This window comes from Petrimonas mucosa (genome assembly GCF_900095795.1).
GTDB lineage: Bacteria > Bacteroidota > Bacteroidia > Bacteroidales > Dysgonomonadaceae > Petrimonas > Petrimonas mucosa.
The window spans coordinates 3705118-3717632 of the sequence record NZ_LT608328.1 but is presented as its reverse complement, the minus strand read 5'-3'; the positions used below and the strand labels follow the sequence as shown (position 1 = coordinate 3717632).

Annotated in this window: 12 protein-coding genes; 9 read left to right on the top strand and 3 right to left on the bottom strand. The window is 47.9% G+C overall.

All coding sequences use genetic code 11. The features are described 5' to 3' along the window. Positions 1–376 precede the first annotated feature (376 nt). The 3 genes from ING2E5A_RS14915 to ING2E5A_RS14905 form a co-directional block, all read right to left on the bottom strand. Entirely contained in the window at positions 377–1279 is a 903-nt protein-coding gene (locus tag ING2E5A_RS14915; RefSeq protein WP_071138091.1) for an MlaD family protein, read from the bottom strand. 8 nt (positions 1280–1287) lie between these two features. Next, positions 1288–2379 carry an N-acetylmuramoyl-L-alanine amidase family protein gene (locus ING2E5A_RS14910; RefSeq protein ID WP_071138090.1) on the bottom strand — a complete coding sequence of 364 codons (1092 nt, stop codon included), beginning with the start codon at positions 2377–2379 and terminating at the stop codon, positions 1288–1290. Between the two features lie 137 nt (positions 2380–2516). After that, complete coding sequence (locus tag ING2E5A_RS14905) at positions 2517–3632, bottom strand: TlpA disulfide reductase family protein (RefSeq protein WP_071138089.1); 1116 nt, start codon at positions 3630–3632, stop codon at positions 2517–2519. A 51-nt stretch (positions 3633–3683) separates the two neighbouring features. Here ING2E5A_RS14905 and ING2E5A_RS15430 point away from each other — a divergent pair, with 51 nt between their 5' ends. The 9 genes from ING2E5A_RS15430 to glmM all read left to right on the top strand — a co-directional run bounded on the left by ING2E5A_RS15430 (position 3684) and on the right by glmM (position 12503). Further along, complete coding sequence (locus ING2E5A_RS15430; RefSeq protein WP_154670099.1) at positions 3684–3917, top strand: hypothetical protein; 234 nt, start codon at positions 3684–3686, stop codon at positions 3915–3917. A 39-nt stretch (positions 3918–3956) separates the two neighbouring features. Next, positions 3957–4607: a ribulose-phosphate 3-epimerase gene (gene rpe / locus ING2E5A_RS14900; protein ID WP_071138405.1), complete on the top strand. Its 651-nt coding sequence runs from the start codon at positions 3957–3959 to the stop codon at positions 4605–4607. Between the two features lie 37 nt (positions 4608–4644). Then, positions 4645–6606, top strand: coding sequence for a ComEC/Rec2 family competence protein (locus ING2E5A_RS14895; protein ID WP_071138088.1), 1962 nt, complete (start codon positions 4645–4647; stop codon positions 6604–6606). Positions 6607–6630: 24 nt separating this feature from the next. Next, the gene (locus tag ING2E5A_RS14890) at positions 6631–7683 is read left to right on the top strand and encodes a DHH family phosphoesterase (RefSeq protein WP_071138087.1); all 1053 of its coding nucleotides are present in this window, start codon (positions 6631–6633) and stop codon (positions 7681–7683) included. A gap of 206 nt (positions 7684–7889) precedes the next feature. Next, positions 7890–8357, top strand: a complete 468-nt coding sequence (locus ING2E5A_RS14885) for a helix-turn-helix domain-containing protein (RefSeq protein ID WP_071138086.1) — start codon at positions 7890–7892, stop codon at positions 8355–8357. A gap of 680 nt (positions 8358–9037) precedes the next feature. Then, entirely contained in the window at positions 9038–9877 is an 840-nt protein-coding gene (locus tag ING2E5A_RS14880; protein WP_071138085.1) for a M23 family metallopeptidase, read from the top strand. Next, positions 9870–10313: a bactofilin family protein gene (locus ING2E5A_RS14875; RefSeq protein ID WP_071138084.1), complete on the top strand. Its 444-nt coding sequence runs from the start codon at positions 9870–9872 to the stop codon at positions 10311–10313. Before ING2E5A_RS14880 ends, ING2E5A_RS14875 begins: the two co-directional genes overlap by 8 nt. A gap of 222 nt (positions 10314–10535) precedes the next feature. Further along, on the top strand, positions 10536–11114 hold the full coding sequence (locus ING2E5A_RS14870; RefSeq protein WP_083373388.1) for a DUF4827 family protein: 579 nt from the start codon (positions 10536–10538) through the stop codon (positions 11112–11114). Positions 11115–11120: 6 nt separating this feature from the next. Next, positions 11121–12503, top strand: a complete 1383-nt coding sequence (gene glmM / locus ING2E5A_RS14865; RefSeq protein ID WP_071138082.1) for a phosphoglucosamine mutase — start codon at positions 11121–11123, stop codon at positions 12501–12503. The last annotated feature ends 12 nt before the right edge of the window (positions 12504–12515 follow it).

Below are 12515 nucleotides of genomic sequence, written 5' to 3'. Positions count from 1 at the left end.
TCGATTATTAATGATTATCCTCTTCTTACAGTTCTGTTTGGTTTCGGACTTACAAAATTTCAAAAAAAAAAACGAGAAAAAAAAATCGTTTTTTTGCTTGTTAATTTGAAATGAAAACAGTCGCTTAATAATCAATCCTATATGCCAATATGGTTGGATATTAATCTGTTAGCTAAAAACAAAGCCGCCTAATCGATTGAGATACAGAATCCTGCGATAAGTGTATATTCGTCACCATATTGTGGAAAAATGAGATGTTATTTGTCACTTAAATGCATTCAATCAAAGGGTTTATATCCTATCTGCGACGGGTGGTCATATTTAGAATTAATCTAAATAACATCTCTCGGGGGTAATCCTGACGACTTGCGGAAAGTTAAAACAGGCGTACCCTCACGCTTAAATACCGCTCGGGATTTTGACGCAGGTCTTCAAGCAGTTTTGTTGCTGTATGGATAGTGTTTGTCAGACTGTCGTGCAACTCGGAGTCGTTGGTCAATTTACCCAGTGAGTTGTCGGCGCTGTTCAGTTTCGATGAGAGAAGCCTCAGGTTCTCCACCGTGCTGTCTATCGTGTTGAATGTTTTCTGGAGCTCCAGCGAGCCAAGCTCTGCGGTAAACTCCTTCAGGTCGTTCGATACGGAGGTGAGGTTTTGGGTGACTGTGGGAAGATCCTGCCTGACCGACGCCATGATGGCGTTCATGCTTTTGCTCGATTGCTCCAGCTGGGTCACGGTCGATCCGATACCGGCCACCGACTGCTCCCACATGGGATTGCTCATCAGCTTGTTGATCGTGAGGATGACAGAGTCGATGTGTGTCAGGATGGAGTCGGCCTTGGGTACAACATTGGCCACGCCATTCATCATTCCGGGTTTCAGTCGCCCATACAGGGTGTCACCCGGAACCAGTAGCCGGGAGACATCCTTGTTTGCTATCAGGCTCACGGTTGAAGCTCCCAGCAGATCTGATCCGAATTCGAAAAAACTGCCGTAAGGTATCCGGTAATCCCCTTCGAGATTGATGTCCACTGCAAACTGTATAGGATCGGTGCTATGCATCCGGATGGCGTTGACCAGACCGATCTGGAATCCGTTCACGTAGACCGGCGAAGAGGGGTATAGCCCCGTAACATCATCAAACAGAACAATATATTTGTTCTGTTTTTTCAAGATGTTTGTCCCCTTCAGAAAGTTCACCCCGAAATAGAGGAGGGCCAGGGCGATAAGGAAGGAGACGCCGATGATGAAGTTTCTGCTGAATTTGCCTTGAGCTTGCATAGTCCTTTTTATTTTACTCTTTTCCCGTTCCTGAATTCGACGATGAAAGCATCCTTGAATTTGGACTGGACTGTTTTAAGTGTTTTGGTTGCTTCTTTAAGATCGGACGAACGGCCGTAGGTATACTTGTAGGTGGTCCCTTCGATGTAGTAATCGACCGGGTTCAGCCCTTTCAATTGAGGAGAGTTGTCGGCCAGTCTCCTGGGAGATGTCAGGAACTGTATCCGGTATTCGGTTGTTCCGTCGGGTGCGACTTCCGTCGTTACGGCAGCTGTTTCCGTTGTCCGTTGTTGTGCAGAGGGTAACACCTGGCTCTTCTTGTCATACTCCCGTTTATACTCCTTGAATGCCAGGTATACCGAGTTAGCCAGCGACTTTTGTCCGCTTTCGCTTTTCATATACCGTTCGTCTGTAGCATTTGAGATATATCCCAACTCCACAAGGATACTTGGCATGGCCACCTCGCGCAGTACCAGAAACCCGGCCTGTCTGACATTCCGGTTGACCCTTTTTGAATTGTTTACCAGCCTGTTCTGTACCAGTGATGCAAAATAGACGCTCTGCTGAAGATACTGGTCGGTCATAAATTCGAACATGATGTACGACTCCGGTTCGTTAGGATCGAAACCCTGATACTTGGTGGAGTAGTCCTCCTCATAGAGGATAACCGAGTTCTCCGCCTTGGCCACATCCAGGTTGTCCTTGCTCCGGTGAAGTCCCAGCACAAAAGTCTCAACACCTTGAGGCGAACGCTTTCTCCTGTCCAGTGCATTACAGTGCAGCGATATGAAGAGGTCGGCCTTGGCCTTGTTGGCGATCTCGGCCCTTCTGTTCAATTCCACAAACTTGTCGCTCTCCCTTGTATATAAAACGTTTACGTCGGGATGATTGTTCCGGATAAGTTCGCCGAGTCTTTTGCCGACAGCCAGGACAATATCTTTCTCTTTTGATCCTGAGCCGATTGCGCCCGGGTCGCGACCACCGTGACCGGGATCAATCACGACGGTAAATCCCTTTTTTTGAGCAAAGGCTCCCTCCATCGGAATCAGCAGTAAAACCCCAAAACAACAGATAACAATTTTTCTCAGTTGTAACAGCATTTTCCGTCACCTCTTATTTCATGCAAAAATAGATATTTATTTTGTACTAAATTGCACCGAACGGGTAATAGTCGTTTTTTTTACAAATGAAGCCGCACCTGTGGTACGGCCTCATTCCAGAAGGAGATCGGATATTCTTATTCTCCCAGCAGTTCGTTCAGCTTGTTGTGCAACTCGGCACCACGCAGATTCCGGGCGATGATTGTACCCTCTCCGTCCAGAAGAACGGTGTGGGGAATTGCGCGGAAGGCATAGAGTTCCACCACCGATGTATTCCAGAACTTCAGTTCCGACATCTGCGGCCAGGTCATGTTAAGCTCTTTAATACCGCTCAGCCATTTCTCCTGCTCCCTGTCCAGAGAAACACCAACAATCTCGAACCCCCTCTTTTTGTAGTTGTTGTAAGCAGCAACCAGATTGGGCATCTCCTCACGGCAGGGACCGCACCATGCTGCCCAGAAATCGATCAGGACCACCTTCCCTTTACCGGCATAGTCAGACAATGAGATGTCGTTTCCTTTCGGATCTTTCATTGTGAAATCGATATACTTCTGGCCGATGGCTACCCTTTCGGCATTTTCAAGGCGAGTGATGATGCGCTGGATATTCTCCTGAGACCGGTATGCCTCGTCGGTGAGCGCCAGGATCTCGCGTTGGGTTTCAGGTTCAAACATCTCTGCAGAGGTCATGAAGAGGAATTTTCCCAGCGGGTTTGAGATGTTGGACTTGATAAAATCTGCTGTCTTCGCAGTGATGTCGTCCGACAACTTCTCATATTGGGCGGTAAGGTCGGCATCCAGCGAATCGGTCATTGTGCCGGTAGAGGCGGCTTCCTGATACTGTTCGGAAAGTGAGCGGATCTGCTTCCTTATCTTGTCCTGTTCTTCCCTGAATGTCATGTAGGCGTCATTCAGCGGTGTACCTGAGACAGTGGATATGGAATCGAACTGAACGAGAAGGGTTCCCGGTTCAATAACTGCGAGCACTCTTGATGGCCGTTGTGGATTGACCGTTTCATCTAGGGCAATGAAGCGCAATACAGTTGAGTCGGCACTACCTTCAAAGGTGAATTTGCCATCGGTAATCAAGGTCGTATCGACCGACACCATCTGGTTCTGCATCATCTCCTGAACATATACATACTTGCCTTCGTAGGCAGGATCGGCAACGGTTCCGGTAATCTTGTAATTTTTGCTGTTTTGACAAGAGATCAAAACAAGGGCTGTGATAAACAGCAATGAAATCTTCTTCATACGGTTGTTTTTAGTTTGTGAACGATACAAAGATAGATAAAATTAAGAGAGTTGACTCATCTACAGGACTTTTTTTACTGCCCGGACAATAAATGGAGTAAGAGGACGTTATTAAAAGAGACCGAGATAGCCATGTACAACCTATCCAGCCGATTCTCCTCCTCCGGAAAGGGCGATAAAAAAGGACCCGACCGTCTGGCTCTCTGCATTGTACTGCAATATGCAGCATCGTTGCGGATAGTGAAAAATATGCCTCCACGCCTGGCCTCCCTCCTGATCAATTGATTTTTTTTATTACCTTTGACCTACAAAATTGATAACGACATGAATCATCTGGTTGCACCGTCGCTCTTGTCGGCGGATTTCCTCCATCTTGAAAAAGATATTGAAATGCTGAATCGGAGTGAAGCCGATTGGATACACCTCGATGTAATGGACGGTGTTTTTGTCCCCAACATCTCGTTCGGGTTCCCTATCCTGAACCTGTTGAAGGAGAAGACAGCCAAACCGCTGGATGTACACCTGATGATTGTTCAACCGGAGAAGTTTGTCAACGAGGTAGCCGAAATGGGTGCAGAGTATATGAACGTGCACTATGAGGCATGTCCGCATCTGCACCGCGTGGTCCATGCCATCAAGGACCGCGGGATGAAAGCGGGGGTTACACTCAACCCGCATACTCCCGTGTCGCTGCTCGAAGAGATTATCAGCGACCTGGATATGGTTCTGCTGATGTCGGTCAATCCCGGTTTCGGGGGACAACGATTTATCGAACATTCGGTAGAGAAGGTGGCAGCCTTGAAGCAGCTTATTGCCAGAAAGGGGGCCCATGCGCTTATCGAAGTCGACGGCGGAGTGAACCTTGAGACCGGCAAAAGGCTGGTGGATGCCGGGGCAGATGTCCTGGTGGCCGGAAATTTCGTCTTCTCTTCCGAGGATCCTGTCGAGACCATCCATCAATTGAAGATGCTGTAGCGCAGGATAGCTGCGCTCCCTCATAAGCGTGACAGTTATGAGCGGGTTGGTGGAAAAGATACCTTTTTTCAGGCTATTACTCCCGGCTGTAACCTCATTAACTGTATCAGCATTTCTAGTTGAACTCCCATTTCCCCTGCTGGGATGCATTGTGGGAGCGGGAGTAGTGGCCATCTCCTTACTTCTCCCGGAGAAACGGCAATTTGCCTGCCGCTGGCTCTTCGGTGGGGGGCTTTTTGTGTTGATCTTCTTTCTCTTCGCCATGCTGTTCCGCCAAAAGGAGATGGAATCGGCCTACGCTTTTTCCGACACTCCGTTGGCCTGCATCGCCACGGTGACCGATTTTCCGGAAGAGAAGTTACGCACCTACGCCTGCAATGTCCGTATCGGCTATCCGTTACAACGCCGGATTGTGGTTTATCTGCAGAAGGATGAGCGGGCAATGAGTATCGGTCCGGGCGACGAGATTTGGTTTGTAGCCCCGATACGTCCTTTCAGGAATTTTGGAAACCCCGACGATTTCAATTACGCCCGGTTTATGCGGAACAACGGTTTTTCGGGCCATGCCTTTCTCTCATCCACCAACTGGCACGTTACAGGTAAAAAGCATTTTTCCTTCTATATTGCAGCACAGAAAGTGCGGAGCAGGGTATTGAGATTCTACCGGCAGTTGGAGCTGGATCGGGATGCCCGCTCGTTTGTCTCCGCGCTTACCTTGGGATACAAGCAGGAGCTGACAAACGAACTCAAGGAGGCTTTCCGGGCCTCAGGCACTTCTCATGTGCTGGCCGTCAGCGGCCTGCATGTGGGGATTGTTTATGGAGTTTTTGCTTTTCTCTTTTCCTTCCTTGGGAAAAGCGGTGCACGGGCTGTGTTGAAACAGCTGCTGATTGTAGTCGCGCTATGGTTTTATGCCTTTCTTACAGGACTTTCCCCATCTGTTCTCCGGGCAACCCTGATGCTCACTATTGCCTCCATCGGATGGGCTGCCGGTAAAAAAGGGTTTACCCTCAACTCACTGGGGGCAGCAGCCTTTCTTATCCTCTTCTTTGATCCGATGAGCCTTTTCAATGTTGGATTCCAGTTGAGTTTTGCAGCCGTCCTGGCAATTCTTCTATACAAGCCGGTGATGGATAGGCTCTTTCGGCCACGTGGCTCAATCGGTAAGTTTGGATGGGGCCTCCTCTCGGTTTCAATATCTGCCCAGGCGGGAGTCTTTCCCATCGTGTTGTACTATTTCGGAACCTTTCCCACCTATTTCTTTATTGCCAATATGGTGGTGGTTCCCTTGACAGGCATTGCGATCTACGCTACTGTTCCGATACTTCTCCTTGAGGGGATGAGGCCCCATTTTCATATCGTTGCCGATGGCCTCTATCCGGTTTGCGAATGGGGGTTGAAGATGGTGGTCCATCTTGTGCTGAAGGTGGTTTATCTTGTCGAATCCCTGCCTTATGCAGAGTTGGCTGTAAAACAGCTCTCCGCGTTGCAGGCATTTTTGTTGTCACTCATGGTTTTCTTCACGTTTCGTTTTTTTGGTTGTAGAAAAGCGGGATCCCTGATCTCCGGCCTGACCTGCTCGCTTCTCCTTATGCTGACTCTCACTTTTAGTAACCTGTACCGGGATCAGATGCAGTTGGCGGTTTTTAACAGAACTGGGTTCAGCGATATCGGCCTCTATGGGAGAGGTAGACGGATCTACTTCGAAGTTGAGGAAAACGGTTTTATACCCCATCCGACAAAAAAAATAGTCCGGCTCTCCGAAAATCGTTATATGGGTGCGAAGAGTGATCGGCCGATGGAGATCGATCTGCTGATTCTCTCAAGGGATCCCACTTTCTCGATAAATCAGTTGAGTGCCATTTTCAGTGCCGACAAGATAGTGCTGGACAGTTCCCTCCCTCCACACTGCAGATCCCGGCTGGTTGAAGAGTGTAAAAAACTTGGAATCTCCTTCCATGATGTAGGGCAGGATGGAGCATATTTCATAAATTTGTAGTAATTTTGGCTTTTTTCATTAAAGATGAACTATTTCGAACCCTTATCGGAGATTATAGAGAAGGCTGCTCTACAGCGGCTGTTTAAGCTGGTGGAGAGGAGCCGGCAGATTTTGATCACTACACACCTCTCCCCCGACGGGGATGCGTTGGGGGCGTCGCTAGCCCTCTATCATTACCTGAAACTGCAACAGAAGGATGTAAGGCTGATGGTGCCCAACTCGTTTCCCTATTTCCTCAAGTGGATGAAAGGTTCCGACGATATCCTCATTCACGAGTATAACCCTAAGGCTGCACAGGTAATTTTTGATCATGCCGATCTGATTTTCTGTCTCGATTACAATATCCCGAAACGGGTGGGGGGCATGGCGCCGCTGCTGGAAAAATCGTCCGCGCACAAAATACTTGTCGATCATCACCTTTTCCCCGGCGACATCTTTGATGTGGTGATCTCCCATCCCGCTATTTCATCCACAAGCGAACTGATTTTCAGGTTGCTATATCAGGCCGGCCGGTATGAGGGTATCGACAGGACCGTGGCAGAGTGTATCTATTGCGGGATGATGACCGATACCGGAGGTTTTACATTCAACTCCAACAATCCGGAGATATACCTGATAATAAGCCTGCTGCTCCGCAAGGGAGTGGATAAGGACCGAATCTATTCGCTTGTCTACAATAACCTTACCGAAGATCGTTTTCGGCTTCTGGGCTTTACCTTGTCTCAACGGATGAAGGTTTACCCCGAGCTGCACACGGCACTCATCTGGCTCTCGCTCGAGGATCAGAAGCAGTTCAGATACAACAAGGGCGACACCGAGGGGTTTGTGAATTATCCGCTAAGCATCAAGGATATTATCTTTTCCGTTTTTATCCGCGAAGAGGAGGAGATGGTGAAACTTTCGTTCCGGTCGCAAGGCTCTTTCCCCACAAATGAATTTGCAGCGCAGTTCTTTCAGGGCGGAGGGCATCTGAACGCCTCGGGAGGAGAGTTCTTCGGTTCGTTGAGTGATGCTCTTGCCCGGTTTGAGGAGGGGGTCGCGCACTATGCAGACAAGCTGAGGAGCATCTCAAGGTAGGATTAAATGATCATTTGCCCTAAGTTCAACTTAGAAGTGCAACATCCACGTGTTGTTTTTTGAAATGATTCTTCACAACAATCATGAAAAACACCGGGGGGGTTTGCCTAACGGCCGGGGGCGCGCAAGCCCCCGAAGAGAGTCGGACAGCAACATAAAAGAAAAAGGAGACCGAAGTCTCCCTAAAATTAACTATTATGTTGCTTATGAAAAAATACAAACAGTTAACTTCAGAACAAAGGTACGCGATTTATTTAGGTTTAGAAAACGGTGACACCCAGCGGACGATCGCGAGCTTGATAGGTGTCAGTCCTTCAGCGGTGTCCAGGGAGTTGCAGCGCAACAAGGACAAGCGCGGGGGCTACTCGTGGCGACTGGCCCACGAGATGGCGATGGAGAGAAGGGAACGCCTGCCCGGCAACCGGTCCACCCCGGAATGGATCACGGAGATGCTGGAAGCCCCGGTGTACTTCACCGACCCCTATTCGGCATGGCAAAAAGGATCGATCGAAAACGCGAACAAGCTCATCCGGCAATACATCCCCAAGGGGGCGTCCTTCAAGGACTATCCACCCGACAGATTGAAGCGGATACAGCACAGGCTGAATGAAAGACCGAGGAAAAAATTGGACTTTAACACACCCAAAGTTGAGTTTTACAAACAATTAATGTAAATTGCACTTGCTGCTTGACTCTGCCTGCTAAAAAAATATCACTTTCTGTGACGGAAATTCAGATTTCTTATCTATATTTGCGAACCAGTCCCCCATTGGGATTTGGACAACAATATGAGTTGAGATGGACATTGCCTGTTTTCCGAATAGAAACGGCGTGTCGCTTAAATTGATACAGATGTCTGTAAGCCCCTGCTGTACAAGTTGTTATTCTCTTCAAGGTCTCTCCTTTTACCGGATAGTGTTTCAGTAACAGGTGATTACCCTTGGAGCTTTTCGTGTTTGCCATTCGCAACCGGATAGTACAACAAATATTATGGGCTTTTTGATATGTTCTTAGTTTCTAAGGGATAGTAGCGTATATGGTTCATGTCGCTGATATGTTAAAAATAGGTCGACCATACTTTGGTATGGAAGCCGGTCGATATTCCGGATGGTCTTGAGTATGCAATCAGTGAAGGGCTTTTTGTTTAAGAGTTGAAAAAACCTGTTGCTCATTTTTACTGGACGATATGGCGGGTCATTATCGTGGAGATGTTTTAAACCAAAAACAGCCAATAAACCGAACAACCTTCTCCATACGATGTCTGTCAGACTCGTTTTTTAATTAATTACATTAACTGGATAAATCAGCGAACATCTTTTTATTTGCAGGTTCGCATAAAGCTGAAACATCTACAATGATACATAAAACCTCGGTACTGATTGTTAATTCTAAGGACAGGGAGAGTAAAGTTCGTCAAGTTCCTACCCATATCATCATGAACTGGCGTAAATATGCAATGTTTTCGGCCTTGCTGGTAATTGCATTTTTTCTGGTTTCCGGTTTCATGATCTACCAAAATACCAGCCGTCAATACAAGGAAAGGCTCGAGAGAGCCAACTTCATACGGAGCCAGATCGACGTCAACAAGGCGCTTGCCTCATTTGCCTCCATCGATTCCGGAATATACCGGCTCAATATGTTCCTCGAGGAGAGAGGGTTGGAAAAATTGAAGATTGACAATATGGGCGGGGTGAGTTCCGATTTCGACATCATCAACATCAACGAGTTCGCTACCTTTTATGAGAACCAGGTAGAGGGATTGGAAGAGGTGGTGAACATGTTGCCCCTGGGAAAGCCATGTGAAGGAAAGATCACCTCCGAATTTGGATACCGTCGCAATCCCTTTACACGGGTTGGGCGGGAGTTCCATTCCGGCATGGATATAAAAGGGAAGGTTGGCGACAGTATCCGGGTTACCGGTAAGGGGAAGGTTGTCTTTGCAGGTCATAAGGGGGGACTTGGAGGATGTGTCATTGTGCGGCATAATGAAAATTTACAGACACTCTATGCACACCTTCACAAGGTATTGGTAAAAGAGGGTCAAACAGTTGAAAATACAGAGGTAGTCGGCTTGATGGGAAATACCGGAAGGAGTACGGGACCGCATCTTCATTACGAGATAATATTTAACAACAAACGAATTAACCCCAAAGAGTATTTAAATGTTAACACAAAAGAAAAAAGTTATGATTAAAGATGAAAGGAGAAAAGAGGCTGGCGTCTCAAATTTGGACTCCATGCCCATAAACACTATAGTCGGTAATGATATTGTCTTTAAAGGCGATCTTTTTGGCGATAGTGTTATTCGTATCGATGGCAAGGTTGAAGGCAACATCTCGCTGAAACAGGGCATCATCCTGGGTGAGAAGGCGTATGTGGAAGGGAATATGGAAAGCGACTACATCATCCTTTTCGGACACATCAAGGGAAACATTAAAAGCAAAGAGGTTATCCTGAAGTCCACCTGTTCCGTTCAGGGAGATATTGTGGCAGATGCAGTGGAGATCGAAATGGGTAGCCGTTACGACGGTAATTTGAAGATCAGCCATATCGAGGCTGTCAATAAGGATCTCGAGATGAAGAGCAAGACCCTCGAAATGGTTCCGCTTAACAAGAAGGTTGAGGGATAACACTCTCTTTCAGCTGGCGGTGACCGTAACTAACTGTATAGGGTTCCCGGAGCGGTTTATCCGGTAAATCGCCCGGGGCTTTTCTTTTTTTCCGGCCGAGGTCATAACTTTGGGGGCTGATCGGCTCTGGAGACGTTTTCGTTTATTTTGCCTCAAATAACATTTTTTTTAAAGCGGATTGCTTACATTTGTAGCCAATTTTAATTTTCTCATTTTTCCGCAATGAAAAAAACATATTGCATTATATTTTGTCTATTGGGCCTGGCGCTGGTAGGCACATCCTGCAACAAGAGGAGGACATATGCTGAGCTTCTCAAGGATGAGACCCGGGCAATCGAAAAGTTCATCCTTGAAAATAAACTGGTCATCCTGGATGAATTTCCCGAGAATCTGGTTTTCAAACCCAACGAGTTCTATCGAGACCCCGCTACCGGCGTATATTTCAACATTATCGTGCCGGGAGATACCGCCCATAAGGTGAAAATTGGCGAGGAGGTCTACGTGAGGTTCAGCGGCCTGCGCTACTTCACCTCTTCGAATGACACGACCGAATATAGCAACGACAATCTGATAACCAACCCCTTTCCTGAAACATTCATCTACCGCGGAGCAGTAAATGTCTCCAACCGCTCCCTCTATTCAGGAACAACCCCCGGTTGGGTCGTCCCGCTCACCTATATTGGACATACTGGTGTGGTGAAAATGATCGTCCCGTTCAATATGGGCTCCTCTTCCGACCAGCAATCCTATTCGACAACATATTACGGCAATGTTAAATACAGGTTTGAATCGCAATCATAACAAGATATGACACTAATCAAATCCATATCAGGTATTAGGGGAACCATTGGCGGGGTTGTGGGCGAAAACCTCACCCCGGTCGATATAGTAAAGTTTACATCGGCATATGCATTGTTTATCAAAAACTCCACCGGCAATCCAAGACCAAGGGTGGTTGTAGGAAGGGATGCAAGGATATCGGGCAGTATGGTACACAGTCTTGTAACCGGTACCCTGATCGGCATGGGGTGCGACGTTACGGATATTGGGATGGCAACCACGCCTACCACCGAGATGGCAGTGGTAAAAGAGGCTGCATCTGGCGGTATCATCGTAACGGCCAGTCACAACCCGAAACAGTGGAATGCCTTGAAATTGCTGAATGGCAAAGGGGAGTTCCTCAATGCTGAAGAGGGTAACCTGATCCTGCAACTGGCCGAGTCGGAAAGTTTCGTATATGCTTCTGTGGACCAGCTGGGAGAGGTGAGCTACAAACAATACCTGCATGCCCATATCCAGGAGATACTTAAACTCGATCTCGTGGATACGGATGCCATTAAGGCTGCCCGCTTCAGGGTTGCGGTGGATGCGGTTAACTCGGTTGGAGGAAACGCTGTTCCTGAGTTGCTCTATGCATTGGGTGTAAAGGAGATCTTCAAGTTGCATTGTGCGCCGCACGGCAATTTCTCGCACAACCCCGAGCCGTTGCCTCAAAACCTGACTGAACTCTCCTCCTTGATGAAAAGCTCCAAGGCGGATGTCGGCTTTGCCGTCGATCCCGATGTGGACCGGCTGGTAATCTATGGCGAGAACGGTGAGCCGTTTGGCGAAGAGTATACCCTGGTCGCCGTTTCGGACTACGTGCTGCAACACACCCCTGGCAATACGGTTTCGAACCTGAGCTCGACCCGTGCCTTGCGTGATGTTACGTTGCAACGGGGCGGCAAATATTATGCAGCTGCAGTAGGTGAGGTTAACGTGGTGACAAAAATGAAGGAGGTTGGTGCCGTCATCGGAGGCGAAGGAAACGGCGGAGTAATCTATCCGGCATCCCATTATGGAAGGGATGCGTTGGTGGGAATCGCTCTCTTTCTGACCCATCTGGCTAAGTCGGGGAAGAAGGTAAGCGAACTCAGGGCAGATTATCCCGGCTACTTCATGTCGAAACAGAAGATCGAGCTTACTCCCGATATCGACACCGATGCCCTACTGCAAAAGATAAAGGCTCACTACAGCGGAGAGGAGGTAACCGATATCGACGGTGTGAAGATCGATTTTCCCGATAAATGGGTGCACTTGCGCAAGTCGAATACCGAACCGATTATCCGGATCTATTCGGAGGCAAAATCCCTTGAAGCGGCTGAAGCGGCCGGAAAAGAGATGATAGAATATATTGAAAAATTCAAATAAAAAGAGAAATAG